Annotated in this window: 21 protein-coding genes; 11 read left to right on the top strand and 10 right to left on the bottom strand. The window is 39.9% G+C overall.

The window, feature by feature from the left end; all coding sequences use genetic code 11:
• The first annotated feature begins 58 nt into the window (after positions 1 to 58).
• From rubA to oxyR, 4 genes are all read left to right on the top strand, one after another.
• A complete protein-coding gene (gene rubA / locus F907_RS11750; protein ID WP_004678010.1) occupies positions 59 to 223 on the top strand; it encodes a rubredoxin RubA in 165 nt (54 codons plus the stop codon).
• Positions 224 to 306: 83 nt separating this feature from the next.
• Positions 307 to 1,488: a rubredoxin reductase RubB gene (gene rubB, locus F907_RS11755; RefSeq protein WP_016651792.1), complete on the top strand. Its 1,182-nt coding sequence runs from the start codon at positions 307 to 309 to the stop codon at positions 1,486 to 1,488.
• A 78-nt stretch (positions 1,489 to 1,566) separates the two neighbouring features.
• The gene (estB, locus tag F907_RS11760; protein ID WP_016651791.1) at positions 1,567 to 2,511 is read left to right on the top strand and encodes an esterase EstB; all 945 of its coding nucleotides are present in this window, start codon (positions 1,567 to 1,569) and stop codon (positions 2,509 to 2,511) included.
• Positions 2,512 to 2,517: 6 nt separating this feature from the next.
• Complete coding sequence (gene oxyR, locus F907_RS11765; RefSeq protein ID WP_005272178.1) at positions 2,518 to 3,423, top strand: LysR family transcriptional regulator OxyR; 906 nt, start codon at positions 2,518 to 2,520, stop codon at positions 3,421 to 3,423.
• A 54-nt stretch (positions 3,424 to 3,477) separates the two neighbouring features.
• On the opposite strand, the gene dusB is transcribed toward oxyR, so the two are convergent.
• Complete coding sequence (gene dusB, locus F907_RS11770) at positions 3,478 to 4,503, bottom strand: tRNA dihydrouridine synthase DusB (RefSeq protein WP_016651790.1); 1,026 nt, start codon at positions 4,501 to 4,503, stop codon at positions 3,478 to 3,480.
• 81 nt (positions 4,504 to 4,584) lie between these two features.
• Here dusB and F907_RS11775 point away from each other — a divergent pair, with 81 nt between their 5' ends.
• On the top strand, positions 4,585 to 5,793 hold the full coding sequence (locus F907_RS11775; RefSeq protein ID WP_005272187.1) for a DUF1615 family protein: 1,209 nt from the start codon (positions 4,585 to 4,587) through the stop codon (positions 5,791 to 5,793).
• Entirely contained in the window at positions 5,760 to 6,434 is a 675-nt protein-coding gene (locus F907_RS11780) for an HAD-IB family hydrolase (protein ID WP_005272190.1), read from the top strand. The genes F907_RS11775 and F907_RS11780 overlap by 34 nt, the downstream gene beginning before the upstream one ends.
• A gap of 25 nt (positions 6,435 to 6,459) precedes the next feature.
• On the opposite strand, the gene proB is transcribed toward F907_RS11780, so the two are convergent.
• Together proB and cgtA are read right to left on the bottom strand one after the other, a co-directional pair.
• Positions 6,460 to 7,593 (bottom strand): glutamate 5-kinase, encoded by a 1,134-nt coding sequence (gene proB, locus F907_RS11785; protein ID WP_016651788.1) that lies wholly within the window; start codon positions 7,591 to 7,593, stop codon positions 6,460 to 6,462.
• Positions 7,594 to 7,608: 15 nt separating this feature from the next.
• Positions 7,609 to 8,826 carry an Obg family GTPase CgtA gene (cgtA, locus tag F907_RS11790; RefSeq protein WP_005272192.1) on the bottom strand — a complete coding sequence of 406 codons (1,218 nt, stop codon included), beginning with the start codon at positions 8,824 to 8,826 and terminating at the stop codon, positions 7,609 to 7,611.
• Between the two features lie 183 nt (positions 8,827 to 9,009).
• Between cgtA and F907_RS11795 the strand changes: the two genes are divergently transcribed.
• A complete protein-coding gene (locus F907_RS11795) occupies positions 9,010 to 10,101 on the top strand; it encodes a hypothetical protein (RefSeq protein ID WP_016651787.1) in 1,092 nt (363 codons plus the stop codon).
• Between the two features lie 42 nt (positions 10,102 to 10,143).
• On the opposite strand, the gene F907_RS11800 is transcribed toward F907_RS11795, so the two are convergent.
• The 3 genes from F907_RS11800 to F907_RS11810 all read right to left on the bottom strand — a co-directional run bounded on the left by F907_RS11800 (position 10,144) and on the right by F907_RS11810 (position 13,163).
• Complete coding sequence (locus F907_RS11800) at positions 10,144 to 10,824, bottom strand: hypothetical protein (RefSeq protein WP_016651786.1); 681 nt, start codon at positions 10,822 to 10,824, stop codon at positions 10,144 to 10,146.
• Entirely contained in the window at positions 10,824 to 11,567 is a 744-nt protein-coding gene (locus tag F907_RS11805) for a hypothetical protein (RefSeq protein ID WP_016651785.1), read from the bottom strand. Before F907_RS11805 ends, F907_RS11800 begins: the two co-directional genes overlap by 1 nt.
• Positions 11,568 to 11,705: 138 nt before the next feature.
• Positions 11,706 to 13,163: a glyceraldehyde-3-phosphate dehydrogenase gene (locus F907_RS11810; protein ID WP_005272197.1), complete on the bottom strand. Its 1,458-nt coding sequence runs from the start codon at positions 13,161 to 13,163 to the stop codon at positions 11,706 to 11,708.
• 388 nt (positions 13,164 to 13,551) lie between these two features.
• Here F907_RS11810 and F907_RS0117955 point away from each other — a divergent pair, with 388 nt between their 5' ends.
• Positions 13,552 to 13,797 carry a hypothetical protein gene (locus F907_RS0117955; RefSeq protein WP_010590098.1) on the top strand — a complete coding sequence of 82 codons (246 nt, stop codon included), beginning with the start codon at positions 13,552 to 13,554 and terminating at the stop codon, positions 13,795 to 13,797.
• A gap of 24 nt (positions 13,798 to 13,821) precedes the next feature.
• On the opposite strand, the gene rarD is transcribed toward F907_RS0117955, so the two are convergent.
• From rarD to uvrB, 3 genes are all read right to left on the bottom strand, one after another.
• Positions 13,822 to 14,760, bottom strand: a complete 939-nt coding sequence (gene rarD, locus F907_RS11815; RefSeq protein ID WP_016651784.1) for an EamA family transporter RarD — start codon at positions 14,758 to 14,760, stop codon at positions 13,822 to 13,824.
• A gap of 103 nt (positions 14,761 to 14,863) precedes the next feature.
• Complete coding sequence (locus F907_RS11820) at positions 14,864 to 15,448, bottom strand: lipocalin family protein (RefSeq protein ID WP_005243233.1); 585 nt, start codon at positions 15,446 to 15,448, stop codon at positions 14,864 to 14,866.
• A 120-nt stretch (positions 15,449 to 15,568) separates the two neighbouring features.
• Positions 15,569 to 17,593 (bottom strand): excinuclease ABC subunit UvrB, encoded by a 2,025-nt coding sequence (gene uvrB, locus F907_RS11825; protein WP_016651783.1) that lies wholly within the window; start codon positions 17,591 to 17,593, stop codon positions 15,569 to 15,571.
• A gap of 524 nt (positions 17,594 to 18,117) precedes the next feature.
• Between uvrB and F907_RS11830 the strand changes: the two genes are divergently transcribed.
• Positions 18,118 to 19,299 (top strand): acyltransferase family protein, encoded by a 1,182-nt coding sequence (locus tag F907_RS11830; RefSeq protein ID WP_265596785.1) that lies wholly within the window; start codon positions 18,118 to 18,120, stop codon positions 19,297 to 19,299.
• Positions 19,300 to 19,371: 72 nt separating this feature from the next.
• Positions 19,372 to 20,169 carry an A1S_2505 family phage non-structural protein gene (locus F907_RS11835; protein ID WP_016651781.1) on the top strand — a complete coding sequence of 266 codons (798 nt, stop codon included), beginning with the start codon at positions 19,372 to 19,374 and terminating at the stop codon, positions 20,167 to 20,169.
• 34 nt (positions 20,170 to 20,203) lie between these two features.
• On the opposite strand, the gene F907_RS11840 is transcribed toward F907_RS11835, so the two are convergent.
• The gene (locus F907_RS11840) at positions 20,204 to 20,383 is read right to left on the bottom strand and encodes a hypothetical protein (RefSeq protein ID WP_005272213.1); all 180 of its coding nucleotides are present in this window, start codon (positions 20,381 to 20,383) and stop codon (positions 20,204 to 20,206) included.
• Positions 20,384 to 20,597: 214 nt separating this feature from the next.
• On the opposite strand from F907_RS11840, the gene F907_RS11845 reads away from it, so the two are divergent.
• A complete protein-coding gene (locus F907_RS11845; protein ID WP_016651780.1) occupies positions 20,598 to 21,833 on the top strand; it encodes a pyridoxal phosphate-dependent aminotransferase in 1,236 nt (411 codons plus the stop codon).
• Positions 21,834 to 21,850 lie beyond the last annotated feature (17 nt).

Here is a 21,850-nt window from a genome sequence, read left to right as displayed (position 1 = left end):
TTATGGAATAGTTTTACTGAAAGGCAATTTGAGCATACCTATCAGTTTGGAGAGTCACATGAAAAAATATCAATGTATCGTTTGTGGTTGGATTTACGACGAAGCAGAAGGTTGGCCACAAGACGGCATTGCAGCAGGTACCAAATGGGAAGATATTCCTGATGATTGGACTTGCCCAGATTGCGGCGTTTCAAAAGCTGATTTTGAAATGGTTGAAATCTAAATAGATCGAGAAGGCCATGACAATGATCATGGTCTTTTTTTTGCTATCGTTTGTTTTTAAATAAAAAAATATTGGAGATTAGAATGCATCCTATCGTTATCATCGGATCAGGTATGGCGGGTTATACCGTTGCTCGAGAGTTTCGTAAACTGAGTCCTGAACAAGAGCTCGTTATGATCTGCGCAGATGATGCGGTAAATTATGCAAAACCAACATTATCCAATGCCTTTGCAGGCAATAAAGCACCTGAACAAATTGCTTTAGGCGATGCCAACAAAATGGCTACCCAACTGAATATGCGCATTGAAGCAGAAACCTGGGTGAAAGAAATCAATGCAGCCAACCATGAAATCACATTAGAAAAAAATGGTGAAACGCTGACTCAACCTTATTCAAAACTAGTACTTGCGGTCGGTGCAAATCCAATTCGCTTAGCAATCGCAGGCGATGGCAGTGAAGATATTCATGTGGTGAACTCACTCATCGACTATCGCAACTTCCGTGAAAATCTGGCTAAACGTAAAGATAAGCGTGTGGTGATTCTTGGTGCGGGCCTCATTGGCTGTGAATTTGCCAATGACTTGTTACATAGCAATTATGATGTGACCGTGATCGATCTTGCAGCACAACCTCTGGGTCGCCTACTGCCGAATCATGTCGCTGAAGCATTCCAGACCAATCTAGAACAAGCAGGCATTAAGTTTGCCCTTTCAACAACAGTTGAAAAAGTATCCAAAATTAATGACGGCGAAGACTATGCCGTCACTTTAGCCAATGGTCAGACTTTAGTTGCGGATATCGTACTGTCCGCTATTGGATTACAGCCAAATATTGCCTTAGCGAAAGCCGCAGACATCCAAACCAGTCGCGGCATCATTACCAATACTTTATTGGAAACCAATCAAACTGATGTTTATGCCGTAGGTGACTGTGCTGAGGTAAACGGTACATTGCTGCCATATGTCATGCCAATCATGCAACAAGCACGTGCTTTAGCAAAAACCCTGAGTGGTCAGAGTACTGCGGTACACTACCCTGCCATGCCAGTTGCAGTCAAAACGCCTGCTGCACCATTAACTGTTTTACCAGCTCCCCTAAACGTTGACGTGAACTGGGAAACAGAGGAGTTCGAGGATGGCATGTTGGCCAAAGCAGCTGATGGCGAAGGTACATTAAGAGGTTTTGTGCTTCTCGGTGCAACTGCAGCAAAACAACGTTTAAGCTTAACCAAGTTGGTTCCAGACTTGATTCCAGCACAAGTTTAAAGTTTAAATACGGGAGTTGCAGAGAAAAGTTCTGCACCTCCCAAACGCATAAGAAGAATTCAACTCGGAACGGATATCATGAACAGTGCTCTTCAATTTAATGTGTCACCCTATGCTTCATTTATGCAAGAGACCAAAGTCACTTTAGGTAATGGCATTGAATTGCATGTTGAAATTGGAGGAAATCCTGAACACCCAACCATCCTGTTAATTATGGGCTTGGGTGCACAAATGCTATTTTGGCCTGATTTCTTTTGTAAGGCTCTCATTGACCAAGGTTTCCGTGTCATTCGTTTCGATAATCGGGATATCGGTTTATCTTCTAAAATCCGCAATCAGGGAAAACGGCTCAACACCATGAAACTCATGAGTCGCTTCATGTTTGGCCTTGGCAATGAAGGTGCACCTTATACCCTGTATGATATGGCCGATGATGTTGCCATGTTAATTGATCAGCTAGGTCTTGAAAAAGTTTACCTGCTTGGTGCATCCATGGGCGGTATGATTTCACAGATTGTGGCCGCAAAATATCCAGAAAAAATAGAAAAAGTGGCTTTACTCTTCACCAGCAACAATCAACCTTTTTTACCACCGCCTTATCCCAAGCAATTGTTTAGCCTAATTGGCAAGCCAGCTGCACATGATGAAGAAACAATTATTAATCATAGTTTAAACGTGTTCCGAATTATTGGTTCACCCGGTTATGTCAATCCAGTCGAGTCAATTCAAACCATTCGCAAATTATATCGTCGTAGTTTTTACCCAGCGGGTGTACTTCAACAGTTTTTAGCAATATTATGTACGGGTTCTTTGTTATCATTGAACAAAACGATGACTCAGCCGACGCTGGTTGTACATGGATCAAAAGATCGACTGTTACCGCCAAGTCATGGGAAAGCTGTTGCAAAAGCAATTTCTGGTGCTAAGTTTGAATTAATCCAAGGAATGGGGCATGATATTCCTGCACATTTCATTCCACAACTTAGTGGTTTGTTTGCTCACCACTTTAGATCATCACACTAGGACACTATGGCTGCATTACCCTCATTAAGACAGCTATCATATTTAGTTACGTTGTCAGAAACTTTACATTTTACTGAAGCAGCGCGTCGTTCCTTTGTCACCCAGTCAACATTGTCGGGTGGCATCATGGAATTAGAGCGTTTATTAGGTGGCGTCTTAGTTGAGCGTGATCGTCAAAACGTCCGTCTAACGCCTTTAGGTGAACAAGTTGTGGCTCGAGCACGAGTATTGCTTGCAGATGCCCAGGACTTAATGCGCTTAAGCCGAGAAATGAGTGAGCCTTTAACAGGTGATTTACATCTTGGTATTATTCCAACTATTGCACCGTTTATTCTGACGCAACTGCTTGAAGAAGTGCATCAGCAATTGCCAAAAATTCAACTGCATCTACATGAAGCACAAAGCGAGAAAATTGTAGAAAAGTTAGAACATGGCAATCTGGACATGATTGTACTTGCGCTCCCTTTTGACACACGCAGTTTAAAAGTCGCTGAAATTGCCAAAGAGCATCTATTTCTTGTATATAACAAGAAAGATAGCAATGCCGCCAATGCAAATTCCTTAGATGACTTAGATCTCTCGCGTTTGATGTTACTTGAAGAAGGCCATTGTTTACGTGACCATGCGCTCAGTGCCTGTCCTGTGGGTGAGCGTAAAAATGATCACCGCTTAAAAGCAAGCTCATTACCAACGCTTGTTGAAATGGTTTCTTCAGATCTCGGCTTTACCTTATTGCCAGAGATTGCATTAAAAAACAGTATGATCCACTTCAATGAAGATATTGCAGTGAAATCAATTGAAGCTGCACCAAGCCGCACCTTGGCTTTAGTTACACGTAAAAGCACTCCATTACAAAGTGAGTTTGATGTGATCTTGCAAATTCTGCAAAAAATCACAGCGCATTTAGAGTAATGCAATAAAAAAGCCTGTAATGTCATTACAGGCTTTTTTGATCTATAACAATGATTACTTGATATCTAATAAATTAACCAGTTCGACTTGCACATCACTCATCCGCTGTCCTTGATCCAGTAGCTGATCAAAATAAGCCTCGACGACCTTGGCTTGGTCTGCCGTATTTTCAACTTTATACATGCTCTGACGAAACTCATTGCTTGAGCGTAAACCTTTGGTATACCAAGCAATATGTTTACGGGCAATACGACAACCTGAGTATTCACCATAGAACTGATACAGTTCCGCCAAATGCCCAAGTAATACTGTTTTAACTTCGGCAATATCAGGCGCAGCAAGATGCTCCCCTGTTTTTAGGTAATGCGCAATTTCTCTAAAAATCCATGGTCGGCCTTGAGCAGCTCGCCCAATCATAATGGCATCTGCGCCAGTATAGTCCAGCACATATTTAGCTTTTTCCGGACTATCAATATCGCCATTGGCAATCAATGGAATATCGATCAGTTCCTTAACCTGTTTAATCAGCTCGTATCGTGCCGTATTCAAATACATGTCTTCACGGGTACGGCCATGCAAGGCCAATGCTGCAATTCCAGACTCTTCAGCTCGCTTGGCAACACGCATAATATTTTCATGGCCATTTAAAAAGCCTAAACGGGTTTTTAAAGTCACAGGAACATCCACAGCTGCCACTACAGCATCAAGAATACGTGCAACCAAATCTTCGTCTTGTAGCAATGCAGAGCCTGCAAGTTTATTACAGACCTTTTTCGCAGGACACCCCATATTGATATCAACGATTTGCGCACCATTTGCGACTTGATAACGTGCAGCTTCAGCCAGCTGCTCAGGGTCAGAACCTGCAATTTGTGATGAAATTGGCGCGAGTTCACCATCAAAATTGGCTCGATATAAGCTCTTTTTACTCATGCGCAATGTCTTGTCAGCAGTCATCATTTCACTGACCGCATGTCCTGCACCAAAGTATTTACATAGCGTCCGAAAGGGCCGATCTGTAACGCCTGCCATCGGAGCAACAATCAAATTATTTGACAGTTGATATGAACCAATATACATATATTTTCTTACAATTTCTGATCAACATAGTATACTTCATTCGCCCGTTCGGCTCATCTTTTTGTGCGGTGTTGTTTCATTATGAACCAAGCGTTTTCGACTCGTCCTCTATTCAAGACATTTAGCCTCTTGGCAATCAGCATAAGTTTAGCGGCTTGTGGGGATAATGCATGGTGGTCAAATGCTAAAGAGCCTGAAATGAAGGCAGAACAAATTACCAAAGTTCTTCCGCCTCGCGTCAATGACCGCCAATCATGGTCGAAAGATATCTTCGATATCATGCAACAACTCAATATTCCGAAAACCAAACAGAATGTCTGTAGTATTGTCGCGGTGGTCGATCAGGAGTCGAACTTTGTTGCCGACCCAGCTGTACCGGGCCTAGGTGAAAAAGCAGTCAAGGAAATCAATACTCGACTGAATGAAAAGTTTGAAGCAAAACTGGGTGAAACCATTGGCGGTACCGTTGCTGGTTATTTTGAAGACGTATTAAAAAACCAGCCATCGCCTGAAAATAACTATATGAGCCAAATGCGTAAAGTGAAAACCGAGCGTGAACTTGATTTACTTTATCGTGAAATTTTTGATTATATGTCAAAGCACTATCATGTCAGTGCTTTAACTGGTGCAGCCAAGTTGGTCGGGCAAGACATCGGTGAGAAAATGAACCCGATTACCACATTGGGTTCAATGCAAGTACACATTAATTATGCCAAAGAGCACAAGCGCCAAAGTGGCAATATCGCTGAACTACGGAATGATCTCTACACCCAATACGGCGGTTTATATTATGGAATCCATCGTTTGATGGAATATTCTGCCGATTACGATAAAGCCATTTATCGCTTTGCTGATTACAACTCAGGTATGTATTCCAGCCGTAATGCTGCTTTTCAAAAGATGGTTGAGGTAATTCAAAATAAAGACCTCGATTTGGATGGTGATTTATTACTTTATAATAAAGATGGTAGCCCGCAATCGACCCTCAGCCAATCTGAAAAAGAGATTATCGCAGCCTTTACCAATAACAAGGTTTTAGTGACACCACGCCAAATTCGCGCGGATTTAAAGAAAGAGAAAGAGAAAAAATTCGAGGATACACAAACCTATTTAGCCATTCAAAAGCTGTATCAAAGTAAAACCAATAAAGAACCAATTTATGCAATGATGCCTGAAGTCATCATTTCAGGCCCTAAACTCAGTCGTGACTATAATACCAATTGGTTCGCCAGTCGCGTAAATGGACGATATGAAACATGCATGCAAAGAGCGAAACACATCAAACTCTAAATTTAGCTTTATTTGATTTTGATGGGACACTTTACCCAAGAGATAGTTTTACTGGGTTTATTTTTTTTGTGCTTTCCAAACGCCATATTGTCAAAAAAGGCTTGAAGATTCTCCCTTGGATTCAAGCCTATTATTTACGCCTTTACCCTGCGCATGCGATGCGACCCCGCCTGTTCGAAACCATGTTCAAAGATATTCCAATCGATTTTGTTGAAAAATTGGCTCAGGAATATGCACAAAAACTGATTAAAAACCTAGATCCAGATTTACTGCAACAACTTCAACAACATCAGCAGCGAGGTGATCATATTGTTTTGGTTTCCGCATCTATTGATCTGTACCTAGATTCAATCTGTAAACTACTGAATATCGACTTAATTTGCACCCAGACAGAGATCAAGAATGGCGTTTTAACAGGCCGTTATCGTTCAGAAGATTGCAGCTGTGAACAAAAGAAATTACGTATTTTGCAGAAATACAATTTAGCGAATTACCAAAGTATCTATGCGTATGGTAATAGTGAAGAAGATTTAGAGATGCTTTCTCTAGCAGACCATGCTTATATGGTGGGCACAAAGCAAGCCCTGCCCTCATTAAAGGGCACACAATTAGAACTCGCAGACATGAAAAAGCCCGCTTAAAGCAGGCTTTTTCATTGAAAACAATTTAATAAATTGCCATATGATCCCGATGAATCATTTCTAGCGAACGTGCTTCACCTAGAACCTGATACACCTTTTCCGACGATAAACCCTTGATCATTTCTGCTGAACGCGAACTAAAATTCACACGCCCAACAGCAATACGAGCACCGTTTTTATCGACGCATTCCACCACATCACCACGATCAAAATGCCCTTCAATCGCTTTAACGCCCACAGGCAATAAACTACGATGCTTGAGCTTAATCGCTTCAACCGCACCATCATCAATCACCAGACGCCCAGCAGTTTGCAAATGCGCAGCCAACCATTGCTGATGTGCAGTGACACGGTCATTGTCTGTGGTAAATAAAGTTCCCAACATCTCGCCCGCTATTAAACGTGCTAATACGTTGTCACTTTCACCACTGGCAATCAAGGTTGGACAACCTGATCGTGCTGCTAGACGCGCTGCACGGACTTTGGTGACCATACCACCACGCCCCAGTACACCACCTCCGCCTGCCATTTCAAACAGACCATCATCCAATGCACGAACAGCCGAGAACAGCTTCGCATTCGGATTACTACGCGGATCAGAATCAAACATACCTTGCTGATCTGTCAGAATAATCAACAATTCCGCTTGTACTTGTCCTGCAACCATTGCAGCCAAGGTATCATTATCACCAAAGCGAATTTCATCAGTTGATACGGTGTCATTTTCATTGATGACAGGAATCACATGCCAATCAATCAAGTTTTGCAAAGCATCACAAGAGTTAAGATAACGACGACGATCGGCTAGATCATCATGAGTGAGTAGCACTTGTGCTGTTTGAATGCCATGTTGATCCAATACACTTGACCACGTATGGATCAAGCCCATTTGACCAATCGCAGCGCAAGCTTGCAAACTGGGTAGATCGGTGGGTCGACTCGCAAGTTTCATGCGTACCATCCCTTCTGCTACTGCACCTGATGAGACCAAAATAATCTCATGTCCAGCATTGTGTAGATCTGCAATTTGTTTCGCCCAATGCGAAATTGCATTTAAATCTAAACCTTGCCCGTTTGCAGTGAGTAAAGATGATCCGATTTTAACAACGATTCGTTTACACGCATTGAGCTGACGTTGCCCATCGACCACTTCTATCATTTTTCCCTCGGTTTACTAGTCACGAATGTAGATGCTTTCTACATCGCCTTCATCCTCATCATCATCAAAGTCTTCATCATCGTCCAAACCAGCTTCACGCTGAGCTTTACGCATGGCACGATATGCTTCTTTTGCTGCGATGGTTTGTTCACGTGTTTCAGCTTCAAGCTGCTCACGGAATGCTTTCACTTCTGCTGCGTACTCAGGATCTTCAACTTCACGCTCACGTTGTTGCTCGATCTGGTCCATTAAGTAATACACAACGTCTTTAGTCCCTTCCGACATCAAACCAGAAGTTTTAAATACTGGACCTTTCCACTGCAATTCATCAAGAATGTGCTGACACCACTCTTCTCTTGACTCTTCAGGAAGCTGATCAAGCTTGTTCAACACCAATACCACTGGAAGTTTTGCCAGCGTTGGAGAGAACTTCTCTAATTCACCTAAAATTGCGCGTGCATTGTGTGCAGGATCAGAACCGTCAATTGGTTGAACATCCACAATATGTAACAGGATACGGGTACGCGCCAAATGCTTCAGGAAGCGAATTCCCAGACCTGCACCTTCTGCCGCACCTTCGATCAGTCCTGGAATATCCGCCATGACAAATGAACGATGACGATCCGCATCGACTACACCCAAATTTGGAACCATAGTCGTGAACGGATAATCGGCAACTTTAGGTTTTGCTGCGCTGACTGCACGAATAAAGGTTGATTTACCCGCATTCGGCATACCAAGCAAACCAACATCTGCCAATACTTTCAACTCTAGACGAACTTCACGATATTCGCCTTTGATGCCATGTGTACACTTACGTGGCGAACGGTTGGTTGATGATTTAAAGTGAGTATTACCCAAACCACCATCACCACCATGCGCAACTTTTACACGCTGACCATCAGCGACCAAGTCACCAATGATGTCACCAGATTCAGTATCCACAATGGTTGTACCCACAGGCACTTTTAAAATCACGTCTTCACCGCCACGGCCGGAACAATTCGCACCCGAACCATTTTTACCGCGTTCTGCACGATAACGACGTGTATAACGGTAATCTACAAGTGTGCTGGTATCATCATCTGCTTGGATGTAAATACTTCCGCCACGTCCCCCATCTCCGCCATCTGGACCACCAAAAGGGACAAATTTTTCACGGCGAAAACTGGCTACGCCATTGCCACCGTCGCCAGCCTCTACGATAATGACTGCTTCATCAACAAAGCGCATGTGCCAATCCTCAAATTCTTAAAAGCGGACTATTTTGCCACATTTTAATAAAATTCTCGAATAGAAAATTGAATGTAACAACAGTTTTTATTTCAATCTTGACCGCATTAAGCAAAATTTTTAGTATTCCATTAATTTTATCAGTATAATTAATCACTTAAAAAAATTACAGGATAAAAATAAGTGTCATCATTATTTTATATTTGGGATGCGAAACAACATCATCCTGAAGTCACAATTGACTCATTGGCACAAGCAGAATATTACGCAACCAATTCTCAATGTACAGGATTCACAGAAAAGTTTAAAAATTGGCTGCTCAATGTAGAGAATATCATCACCAATCCTGAGCTTGCCGCAAATTTCGATGAAGAAATTATTGGCTCTTTTAGCAATGTAACACGCTATTTAGATGCTGCTGACAATGTCTTTAAGATTGAACAAGGCTTATTGGTTAAAAGTAAATATCTCTATAAAATCTTGATTGAGACTTTACGCCAACATGACCTAGTTGCCTTTGATGCAAGGTCTTATCTCTTTTTTAGTCAGGAACAAATATTCCCAGACCAACACAATATTGAAAGAATGCTGGATGCTGTGCGTCCTGTAACTCAAGAGCAACTAGAACAGTTCAAAGCCATACCAGAGAATGCAGATAAATTAATAAAACTTACTGAAGATTGGTTCGAAAGTAATAAAAAATATTTAAAGTTTAAAAATATTAATAAAAATAACCAGTATCATCAAGGAGATAGGCTGTATCGAGATTTAGGTGAGAAAACGTATGAAGCTATATTAGTAATTACCTCGAATAATCCTCTTAGATATAGTGATATTTCATTGTCAAGTTTTATACAAGTCTCTAATGAAAAAGCGATTCGTATACTACGCCAACATTCAATAGATGGTTATGTTTTACAATATTTACCAACTGTTCATGGAATAATAGGTAAACCAAACCACCTTAATGATCCAAAACAATTAAAATTTATTTTACAGCAAGTTTATGATTTTCTTATTTATGATGCAGAAAAGCATCAAGACATAGATACTTTAAATCAGTGGCTTAATCATGGTGATGAAAAAGAGTATATCTTGGGCTTAGGTGCAATATCACGATTGGTATTGGCGAAGTATGTGAATGATCCTTTATTTGATCAATTGGTAGCAGAGGCCTTACCGTATATACATAGAGACAGATTCTTCAAAAATATGACCGTAGAAAAATTCCATGAGAGACTGGAGCAGGAAATAGAAAATATTCTAGAAAACTAAACCATCTCCCCCTTCCTCTTTATCATTCGACCTTGACCTATCTCAAGGTCTTACATTCTTCAACGGCAACTCCATTTGCATATCTAAATTCGCTTTAGTCTGCTGAACTGAGTTATACATGATCGCATCGAAAGAAGAGATATTGCTCATATTAATCGCATCATTCATATAAAAGCTTGGCTTAAATTGATGCTTCACAGCTAAATCAACTGACTCATCAAAATCAAAATAAACCGGCCCATCAAAAACAATTTTTACAGGAACGGTATAGGTTCGTTTCAGTTGAAATGGAATATCCAACTTCACTGGAATATTCAAACTCAAAGGAAATTTTGGTAATAATTTATTTTGATAGATTAAATCCGTATTTGTTTCAATTGGCACCACTTCATCCACTTTCAACATGGTTTCATAGTTGATATCGACCGTAATCGGTGTTTCCACCTCAAAACTTAGATCCGCCAAATACTTGCCTTTTAGTGGCAAATGCAGGGTTCGATCAATATCCAATACTGTATTCAACTGCCCCTCAGACTTGACCCTTAAATGGTCTCCCACCTGAATTTTTGTTCCCAACGACTCAGGCAAACGAATATCTGCCTGCTGAGCAGAAACAATCAAGGACGCTTGAATATTCAAATAGAACCAAAATAAAATCGCCACCAAAGTGGTCACGATCACAAAACTGATCAATAAGCTTTTAAGCGATTTGGTGATATCCATTACTCACCTGCTTTTAAATCATGTTGAGCAGCTGGCACTTCGACAGGCTGAGCTTTGACACGATCCAGATACATGGTGGATAACGGAATTTTTAACTCACCCTGCGCAATTTTAACCGGCAAGGTATTTTTAACATCGACAGTAGCATTGAGCTCAGAGGTAATCGGTACATTTAAATTACCTTGAATTGGAATATTGGCATTTAATTGCGCTTTCAACGGAATGTTCAAGTTTTCTTTCAGTTCTGTACGAACAGGCGCATCGAATTTTAAATGGACTTTTTGCTGTAAGGGAACTTGGATATCAATCGGTACATCCAGTTGCAATGGAATTGAGCCTTTCAATGGCAACGTTACATCCCGACCTAGAATTTTAACCTGAACCTTGGTATCAATCGGCAGGCTTTGATTCACTTTAATGGTTTCTTTAACGGGGATCGTGGTACTGATGGGCACCAAATTATCGAAATAGACCCGCGGTGTCAGTGTTTGAGTGAGTGGAACATTCAGTTGCTCATTAATTGGAATCTTGGCATTGACACGCCCATTCACATCCACATTGAGCGCATCTTTGACTTTGACCCGAACCTGTAAAGGTTCTTGCAAGTCAATTGCAACGTCTTGATTCTTCAATGGAATATAAATATTAAAATGCTTAAATACCCACATTGCGATATACACACCGCACAAGTTGGCCACCACAATTAAAGCAAATACCACGAACAAACGTCTGAACTGCAACAATGCACGATTCCTTAATTAATTATTTCCCTTTTCCCCTATTCTTATCGATTTTTATGTTTAATTCAGCATATATTCTGTACAGTCAATAAAAAAGCCCAGTTAAAAACTGGGCTTTTTTATTATCGCTTTGCGAACAAATTATGCATTTGTTTCAGCAGGAACTTTTGCATAGCTTACGCCACACATTTGTTCAGCAATGCGCAATACTTGGCAGCTGTAACCAACTTCGTTATCGTACCAAACATAAGCTGTTAAGCGTGTACCAGATGCGATAGTTGCTTGTGCATCAAACACACCCGCAGTACGTGAACCGATAAAGTCGCTTGATACCACTTCAGTTGAGTTGGTATAACCGATTTGACCTTGTAATTTCGAGTTGATCGAGATTTGACGAATGTATTCGTTCACTTCTTCGCGATCAATTTCTTTCTCTAAGTTCAAGTTCAAGATTGCAAGTGAAACGTTTGGAGTCGGTACACGGACCGAGTTACCTGTTAATTTACCTTTAAGACCTGGCAATGCTTTTGCAACTGCTTTCGCAGCACCAGTTTCAGTAATTACCATGTTCAATGTTGCAGCACGACCACGACGGTCTGCCTTATGGTAGTTATCAATCAAGTTTTGGTCGTTTGTGAACGAGTGAACTGTTTCAACATGACCATTTAATACTTTGTATTTGTCATCTAAAACTTTTAATACAGGTGTAATTGCGTTGGTTGTGCAGCTTGCAGCAGAGATGATCTTGTCTTCATCCAAGATATCGCCGTTGTTCACACCAAATACAACGTTTTTCATTTCGCCTTTACTTGGTGCAGTCAATACGACACGTGCAACGCCTGCACATTTCAAGTGTTGGCTTAAGCCTTCAGCATCACGCCACTTACCGGTGTTGTCGATCAGCAATGCATTATCAATACCGTAAGCCGTGTAATCCACTTCGCTTGGGCTTGATGCATAAATCACTTTAATGAATTGACCATTGGCAATGATTGCTTCATTTTCTTCATCAACAGAAATCGTCCCGTCGAAAGTACCGTGAATCGAGTCGCGACGTAATAAAGAAGCACGTTTCGCCAAGTCACCGTCAGAAGATTTACGTACAACAATTGCTTTCAAGCTTAAACCACGGCCCAAACCTGATTGGCTGATGATTAAACGTGCCAAGATACGACCGATACGACCAAAACCGTAAAGGACAACATCTTTAGGTGCAGCAGTTGCAGCATTACCTTTGATTGAAGCAACCGCTTGTGCAACAAAAGCGTCTACATCGCCACCTTGGTTCTTATATTCAACAGCAAGTTTACCGATATCAACTTCAGCAGAACCGATGTTGTCAACTTTCATTAACGCTTCCAAAATCGGGAAGGTATTTACCACAGAAAGTTCAACATCAAGCATACGTGTACGACGATGTGTCTTCAGAATTTGAATTACTGAACGGTTAATTAAAGAACGACCGTAAACAGAAACAACAATATTTTTCTCACGGTATAATTGACCGATCAGGGTAATCATACGTTCCGCGATTTCTTCACGGTTTTTCCAACGACCTTGGTGTTCTGCATGTAGGGCAACGATTGTTTCTTTGCTCACAGTTACGTCCTCTAATTTATATATACTGGGCGTGAATTTTTAAAACGCCATTATTGTAATAGAATTATCATCAAGATTGAATCAAAAGCCGCTAAACGAGCTAAGATTTTGTCCTAATTGACTATAAATTCATAAAATACCTATAATTATTTTTGTGAATTTTGGTAAAAAGTGACTTTAATCATCAAAATAGCTGAAACTTCTTCTATGCATTCAGTGATTTTACTAATAAAAAAATTTAACATTCAACGGAGTATGATCTAAATCACCCTCTAAGTTTAAAATGCCCACCGAATCTGATTAAAAGCCGGAATTGCTACACAAGCTATTGAAATAAAAATAGCGTATCAACTTGGTCTTGCCTAGTATTCAAGAACATGAAGAGCAAATGAATTTTAAAACATGGTTATTACTTATTAGCATTCCCCTTGCCTGTGAAATCTCTATGGGCCTTATTGGAATGATCGGGCTTGGGCTGACAAATATCGTTTATTTTCCTATTTCTTGGATTGGTGAACCCTTTTTCAACTGCAATGGTGAGATAGGCTGTCTTCCCCGAGAATATGGGCGTATTTTAATGTTTCTGACCATCAACCTGAGCTATTATTTATATGCAAAGATTAAAGGGATTTAATTAAAAAACTAGATTCACCTCAATCTAATCCTCATCGCTCAAACGTTGCGGGTACTGTTTCAAATTCAATTGCAAATGTTGCTTGCGGCGTCTTTGTTGATATAGATGTGTCGCACCCTCAATCACGAGCAGCAAAACGGCCAACCAAATTGGGATATACGTCAACCATTCATCAGTGCCAATTTTCTCTTCAAGCAATAACGAAACCAAGGCTAACAATACGGGTTCCAAATAGCCAAGTAAGCCAAAAATAATTAAAGGTAAGTAGCGACTGGCAAGAATATAGCTTCCCAACCCAATCGCGCTTAACAAACCTAATCCGATCACGACAAAAACCAAACTCGGTTGATCCAAGAATTTGAAATATGACATCTCACCGGACTGAGTAAAGAAAATCGCAATCGGTAAAATCAACATAAGATCCCACCAAAAACCACCTAAGTGATCGGTTTGGATCTTCTTACGCAAAATAAAGTAAGCAGCATAACCCAATGCAACAAATACCGTTTCCCAAGCAATACTGCCTAAACGCCATATTTCATGCCCAACCCCTAACACAGCTAGCAATACTGCGACATACTGGAATCTGGAGAGCTTCTCCCCGTATAAAAAACTCCCTGCCAACACCAAAACCAAGGGTAAAAGAAAATAACCCAAGGAAACTTGCAGTCCTCTCCCATGCATGGGGGCCCATAGAAATAGCCAGAGCTGAGCTGAAGTGAGTACTGAAGTGGTCAATAAAAGTAATAATAAGCGAGGATTGGCAAGAATCCGTTTAAACACAGTTTTGATCAGAGACAGATCACCACTCAACCACATAAATAGGGTCAGAAATGGAATTGTGGCAATAATCCGCCAGCCAAAAGTCTGCTCACTATCCAAAGAACCGAGGAACTGACTATAAAAATAGAGAACGCCAAAAGTGACAGAAGCCAAAATTGAATAAGCAATTCCTTTTATCATTTTCAGCCTCTGCTTGAAGAATATTTTAAAAAGTACGTGATTTATCCACTATATAAAATAAAAAAAACCATGCATGCATGGTTTTTCAACAAGTATAACTGATTTAATGATGTTCAGGATAAATAACATCCGCAATATCATAACCCAATGATTGAGCATAATTTAAATACTCATGAATCACTTCTTTTTTGGGATTAGGTATGCGTGAAAGTACCCATAAATATTTACGACGCGGTTCTCCTACCAGAACCGTTTGATAGTCATTATCGAGTTTTAAAATCCAGTAGTCACCACGAATTACAGGCACCCAACGCACGACTTCAGGCAAGAAGCTCACACGTAATTTAGTATTAAAGGGAGCATTATCAACAAAAGCCTCTCCGAGACTTTGCTGTAAATTACCTTCACTGTCATAACATTTGTTATCAACAACAATATTGCCATTTTCATTTAAGGTGTATGTAGCAGTGACGTTATAAGCACACTTCCGCTCAAAAAACATCGGTTTTCGCGCCACTTCATACCAAACACCCAAATATTTATCGAGTTCTACTTTGTCAACTGTTGGCAAGGGCTTTGCCTGTGCATAAGCAATCGTTCCAACAGCCAGCCCAGTTAAAACAGCCCCGCCAATCGCAATCTTTGCAAGGCGCCAACTCGCTTTCGGGAAATTTTTAATAAAAGGCATGAGACATCCTCAAAACAGTAATTTGTTATCAATAGTCATATAGTTAGCAATTTAAAATAGCTTACTTTGTGAACAAAAACTGTTGCGATATGTATCCCTTTTCAAGATTCCCGACCTAGATCAAGACTGCAACATATGCGCTTTGAGACGAACAATCTCATCACGCAATCTTGCAGCTTGCTCAAACTGTAACTCTTTCGAGGCTTTCAGCATTTCCTTTTCCAGTTTGCTGATGTGTTTTGCAAACAGTTTTGGATCAGATAAAAGATGCTGTTCATCTGCACTGATAGTTTGTGCTTGCTCAAGAACTTTTTCATCAATTTCATCATCAGTGAGTACCTCACCCGTATCGATTTCCTTGATGGCTTGGCGCACTGCACTGCGTGGCGTAATACCATGTAATTCATTAAATTCAATTTGTTTATTACGACGACGATCTGTTTCATCTATCGCCTTACGCATTGAGTCGGTAATACGATCGGCATATAAGATCGCTTTACCTTTGACATTACGTGCGGCACGACCAATAGTCTGAATCAATGAGCGTTCTGAACGCAAGAAACCTTCTTTATCCGCATCCAGAATGGCAACTAGAGAAACCTCTGGCATATCCAACCCTTCACGCAGCAAGTTAATCCCGACCAGCACATCATGTACGCCTGTCCGTAATTCGTGAATAATCTTCACGCGCTCAACGGTATCAATATCCGAATGCAGATAAGCGACTTTAATGCCATATTCTTTCAGGTATGAAGTTAAGTCCTCGGCCATACGTTTGGTCAATGTGGTGACCAGCACACGTTCATTCAGCTGTTTACGAATATTGATTTCAGAGAGCACATCATCGACTTGGGTTAGCACCGGACGTACTTCAATTTCAGGATCAATCAAGCCCGTTGGACGTACCACCTGCTCAACAATTTGCTCTGACTTTTCCAGTTCATAATGGGCGGGTGTCGCACTGACAAAAACAGTAGTCGGAACAATCCGCTCCCATTCTTCAAATTTCATTGGGCGGTTATCCAAAGCACTCGGCAAGCGGAAACCATAATTGACCAAATTTTCTTTACGTGAACGGTCACCCTTATACATCGCTCCAATTTGTGGAACGGTCACATGCGATTCATCAATGATCAACAACGCATCTTCAGGAATATAATCAAATAAGGTTGGCGGCGCTTCACCTGCCCCCCGACCTGAAAGGTGACGCGAGTAGTTTTCAATCCCATTGGTATAGCCCAATTGTTGCATCATCTCTAAATCATAACGCGTACGCTGTTCAATCCGTTGCGCTTCCAATAATTTGTCATGCTCTTTAAAAAATTTAAGCTGATCTTTCAACTCATCTTTAATGGTATCAATCGCACGGGTCAAATGATCTTTTGGCGTCACATAATGACTTTTGGGATAGATGGTTACGCGTGGCACTTTACGCACCAACTTTCCTGTTAGCGGATCAAACCAACGAATCGAATCGACTTCGTCATCAAACAATTCCACCCGAATCGCATCTTTATCCGATTCAGCAGGGAAAATATCAATGATTTCACCACGAATACGATAGGTACCGCGCAAGAACTCCAGTTCATTGCGGGTATATTGCATCTCCACCAAACGACGAATGATCTCATCACGACTGACGCGATCGCCTTGTACAATATGTAAAAGCATTTGCATATAGGCATTGGGATCACCCAAACCATAAATTGCCGAAACCGATGCCACAATAATGGCATCGCGACGTTCTAATAAAGCACGTGTTGCCGAAAGACGCATTTGATCGATGTGATCGTTGATCGCAGAATCTTTTTCAATAAAGGTATCTGAAGATGGAACGTATGCCTCAGGCTGATAGTAATCGTAATAACTGACGAAATACTCCACCGCATTATTCGGGAAAAAGGCTTTAAACTCTCCATAGAGTTGCGCTGCAAGTGTTTTGTTATGGGCCATAATAATGGTTGGCCGTTGCGTTTGGGCAATCACATTGGCCATGGTATAGGTCTTACCAGAACCCGTTACCCCGAGCAGCAATTGATTACGAAAACCTTGGTTAATACCACTAACCAATTTCTCAATCGCCTGAGGCTGATCTCCCGCCGGTTGGTAATTGGTGACTAACTCAAAAGGTTGGTTTTCGCTCACACGTATGCTCGTAAAAAAAGATATAGGCAAAGTATACAAAATAATTACTTTTTTGTTGAGAGAAATCTCCCTCTTTATTAAGAGAAATCTCTTTCAAAAATGACTTATTAATACGAAAAAAATCCATCTATTGCACAAAATCAAAGAACCAAAAAATAATAAGAACACAAAATAAAAGTAAATAAAAATCATTATCAACTTAAGCAAATCAGAGTCTAATCAAAACATCAAATGCATAAATAAATATCAAATTAGGACAATTTTAAACCAAGAAAAAATAAATACAATCAATAAAAAAAATTGTTGGTAAAAATATATATTTGTATTTTATTTAAAAATAAAATTTTTCAAATAAAAAATTAAATAATCACCCAAATCTAAAAAGCAGCTATTTTTGATAAAAAAACTTAAATATGATATATTTCAAAAATGTTACATTCCAAGCAAACACAGCCAATTTAATCGCCATGTTTCAGAAAAAACTGATCGGACTAGATTTATTAAGATTCATAACAGCAATTATTATGGTGATGTATCATATTCAACCATTACTAACTGAATCTTTCATTAAAAATCTAGAATACAATGGATTTTATGGAACAAGTTTATTTTTTATACTTTCCGGCTTTATCTTAACCCACGTATATAAGACTAAAATTACTCAAAATAGATTTTCAAATACAGATTTTTTAATTAAACGTCTATCTGCATTATATCCCATACATATATTTACACTACTCATTGCTTTATTTTTCACTTTAATAATAATTTTTTCACAATCAAAAAATAGCTCGAATTTTATGGAATTCGGGATACAAACCTTACCAGGAATTATTTCAGATGAAAAAATAAATCTTAGCGTAAGAGACTTTAGCACATATATAATAGAAAGTATTTTTCTCATTCAGGCATGGGATTTTAGATTTTTAGCACTAAATGGAGCAGCATGGTCTATTTCAGCTCTATTCTTCTTTTATTTATTTTTTAAGATTTCAGTAAAAAAAATATCAATATATAAAAACTATTTTTTAATCCTAATTTGCACCTGGATCATCTATTTAACCATTCCTATCCTTTTTACTTTCAGCCAGCATTTTTCTTCAGATACAATCGGTTTTATTCATAGAAATCCTCTTCTTAGGTTACCAGAGTTTATCTCAGGAATAATACTGTATTTCATATACTTAGATAAAAATAATTTAATAAAAAAATATAGATACATTTTGGGTGCAATTGGCTTATCTGGCTTTATAGTTATGGCCATTTTAGTTAAATCTTCTCCAGAAAAATGGTTCTTAGTTTCCCATAATGGTTTGTTTTTATTTACACAACTAGCACTGATATGCTTTTTTATTAATACATCCATATCAAACTTTCAGTTAGCCTCTTTATTTCAGCGATTAGGGAAAGCATCTCTCTCCATTTATATGTTACATCTGCCGCTATTAAATATATACTTTATTATACACAAAATGTTTATTGGTTTCATAAACGCAGATACCATATCAGAAATAATCCCCCTAGCAAAAGAAGTTAAAAATTTAAATTCTTTCTCAGCAATTTTATTTTTATTTATTCTGATTCCTGTAAGTCTATTTATTCAAAATAAATTATTTACCCCCTTACAATCAAAAATTTCTCAAAAATTAATTTCAGCAAGGCACAATTACAAAAATCGAAACCTCAATATGTCGAGTAAAGAATAATGTCTTTCTCTACTTGACCTAATTGTATTTCCACTGCAACATGAACTTATACTCTATTGCAATGATAACAATATGGCTTACCAATACCATGATGAAACAATAATAACCGAACTTCCTGAGGACACTGTTTTTGTTTTTGGCAGTAACTTAGCAGGTATCCATGACAGTGGCGCAGCACGCGTCGCAGCCCAACATTTTGCAGCAGTGAAAGGTGTTGGCCGTGGTTGGGCTGGGCAAACATTCGCGATCCCAACCCTAAATGAACATCTACAACAAATGCCCCTATCCCAAATCGAGCACTACATAGACGATTTTAAGATCTACGCCAAAAGTCATCCAAAAACGAAATACTTCTTAACAGCTCTAGGATGTGGGATTGCAGGTTATAAAGTGTCTGAAATTGCCCCTTTATTCAAAGGGATTCATTCCAATGTGATTTTCCCCGAATCATTTCGCCCTTATATCGAAGAGGATGCGGTTTCCCAATTTCCAGACTTAACTGCTGATGCAGTTCATGCCTTTATTTCGGATGAGGTGATTTTCTATTTTGATCATGGCTATGAGTCTTTCGAAGAAGCACTGGATCAGACCAATCTAAACCCAGCGGAAAAAGCCATTGCGCTGGTGGTATTGAATGAAGAACTCTATCCACGTGATCGTTATGGCCGCGGTCGTGAACATGAAATTAATGATATTTTAGGCAAGCTCAATGGCAAGATTTTTAATTTCCATAACAATGAAGAAGGTGCCATGACCTTTGTTAGTGTAATCATTGCCTTAATGGAATTGTATGACATTGATGAATATGATTTTCTCAAGCTTTGGCGCGGCGAGTTACAGATACAGCATCCTTTAAACCGCCAGCATTGAGCAGAAAAAAGCCAATCAACAGATTGGCTTTTTTTTAACGCTTACCCATCGAACGACGTGTACCGCGTGGCGGCATCCACGTGCGATCGGCATATTGCTCAGGTTTTGGGCGAACCTGATTATGGGTGGCATCCTCAGAGTCATCCTGAGCAGATGGCATAGGAAATGGCAATTTCACCAAAGCCTTTTTGGCTTTAGGTTGTTGGGTAGTCATTGAAATTCTCTCGAAATCTAGATTTCTAACCGCATATTGTAATAGATTTTTGTGCTTTTGATAAAAATAAAATATGTAAAAAAACAGAATGATTTTAAAGCTTAAAATTTAGTAACTTTTTATGCGATTCAGGCAAGTTTCAGCCACAAAGAAGGCTATTTAAGCTAAGATAAGCTGCTTTTTATTTTTTAATCCCATAAGAAGGAATAATGCCGTGGACGTACGTCTCTCTGATCGTGTCAATGCTATCAAACCGTCCCCTACACTTGCAGTCACCAACAAAGCTGCTGAGCTTAAAGCTGCGGGTAAAAACGTAATTGGTTTAGGTGCAGGCGAACCAGACTTCGATACCCCTCAACACATCAAAGATGCTGCAATTGAAGCAATTAATAAGGGCTTTACCAAATATACAGCGGTAGACGGCACTCCAAGCTTAAAAAAAGCAATTATTGCGAAACTCAAACGCGATAATAATTTAGATTATCAAGCCAACCAAATTTTGGTGTCTTGCGGTGGTAAACAAAGCTTCTTTAACTTAGCGCTTGCTTTGTTAAACAAAGGTGATGAAGTGATCATCCCTGCGCCATTCTGGGTAAGTTATCCAGATATGGTGATCATCGCTGAAGGTACACCAGTCATCGTGAAATGTGGCGAAGAACAACGCTTCAAAATTACACCTGAACAATTAGAAGCGGCAATTACCCCAAACACACGTTTAGTGGTATTGAACAGCCCGTCTAACCCAACAGGTATGATTTATACCAAAGCTGAATTAGAAGCTTTGGCTGAAGTGTTACGTCGTCACCCGCAAGTTTTTGTTGCATCAGATGACATGTATGAACCAATCCGTTGGGAAGATGAGTTCTACAACATCGCGACAGTTGCACCAGACTTATATGACCGTACTATCGTGTTAAATGGTGTTTCTAAAGCCTATGCCATGACAGGCTGGCGTATTGGTTACGCAGCAGGCCCTGCAAAAATCATTGGCGCCATGAAAAAAATCCAGTCTCAATCCACTTCAAACCCAACTTCAATTTCACAAGTTGCGGCTGAAGCGGCATTGAATGGTCCACAAGACGTTTTACAACCAATGATTGAAGCGTTCAAACGCCGTCATGATCTAGTTGTGAATGGCTTAAATGACATCAAAGGTATCTCTTGCTTACCTGCTGATGGGGCGTTCTATGCTTATGCAAACATTCGCCCGTTAATTCGTGCCAAAGGTTTAAAATCTTGCACAGAATTCTCTGAATGGTTACTGGAAGAAACTGGTGTTGCTGTTGTTCCGGGTGATGCGTTTGGTTTAGGTGGATTTATGCGTATCTCTTATGCAACTGCTGACGAAGTTTTAGTTGATGCTTTAGCACGTATCAAAAAAGCAGCTGATTCAATTGAAGGCGTTGATGCCGCCATTGCGTCGATTGCAGCAGAAAAAGCTGCAAAATAATTTTTGCCGCAATAAAA

Origin of the sequence: Acinetobacter colistiniresistens, assembly GCF_000413935.1 — a bacterium.
GTDB lineage: Bacteria > Pseudomonadota > Gammaproteobacteria > Pseudomonadales > Moraxellaceae > Acinetobacter > Acinetobacter colistiniresistens.
The sequence above is the reverse complement of the archived record's forward strand: the minus strand, read 5'-3'. Positions and strand labels throughout refer to the sequence as shown.

Coding starts and splice junctions, on each gene's coding strand:
- rubB (WP_016651792.1), top strand. CDS start 307: ATGCATCCTATCGTTATCATCGGATCAGGTATGGCGGGTTATACCGTT.
- oxyR (WP_005272178.1), top strand. CDS start 2,518: ATGGCTGCATTACCCTCATTAAGACAGCTATCATATTTAGTTACGTTG.
- F907_RS11830 (WP_265596785.1), top strand. CDS start 18,118: ATGGTGATGTATCATATTCAACCATTACTAACTGAATCTTTCATTAAA.
- F907_RS11800 (WP_016651786.1), bottom strand. CDS start 10,824: ATGGATATCACCAAATCGCTTAAAAGCTTATTGATCAGTTTTGTGATC.
- F907_RS11840 (WP_005272213.1), bottom strand. CDS start 20,383: ATGACTACCCAACAACCTAAAGCCAAAAAGGCTTTGGTGAAATTGCCA.
- dusB (WP_016651790.1), bottom strand. CDS start 4,503: ATGTATATTGGTTCATATCAACTGTCAAATAATTTGATTGTTGCTCCG.
- F907_RS11820 (WP_005243233.1), bottom strand. CDS start 15,448: ATGCCTTTTATTAAAAATTTCCCGAAAGCGAGTTGGCGCCTTGCAAAG.
- F907_RS11775 (WP_005272187.1), top strand. CDS start 4,585: ATGAACCAAGCGTTTTCGACTCGTCCTCTATTCAAGACATTTAGCCTC.
- F907_RS11835 (WP_016651781.1), top strand. CDS start 19,372: ATGGCTTACCAATACCATGATGAAACAATAATAACCGAACTTCCTGAG.
- rarD (WP_016651784.1), bottom strand. CDS start 14,760: ATGATAAAAGGAATTGCTTATTCAATTTTGGCTTCTGTCACTTTTGGC.
- cgtA (WP_005272192.1), bottom strand. CDS start 8,826: ATGCGCTTTGTTGATGAAGCAGTCATTATCGTAGAGGCTGGCGACGGT.
- F907_RS11780 (WP_005272190.1), top strand. CDS start 5,760: ATGCATGCAAAGAGCGAAACACATCAAACTCTAAATTTAGCTTTATTT.
- proB (WP_016651788.1), bottom strand. CDS start 7,593: ATGATAGAAGTGGTCGATGGGCAACGTCAGCTCAATGCGTGTAAACGA.
- F907_RS0117955 (WP_010590098.1), top strand. CDS start 13,552: ATGAATTTTAAAACATGGTTATTACTTATTAGCATTCCCCTTGCCTGT.
- rubA (WP_004678010.1), top strand. CDS start 59: ATGAAAAAATATCAATGTATCGTTTGTGGTTGGATTTACGACGAAGCA.
- estB (WP_016651791.1), top strand. CDS start 1,567: ATGAACAGTGCTCTTCAATTTAATGTGTCACCCTATGCTTCATTTATG.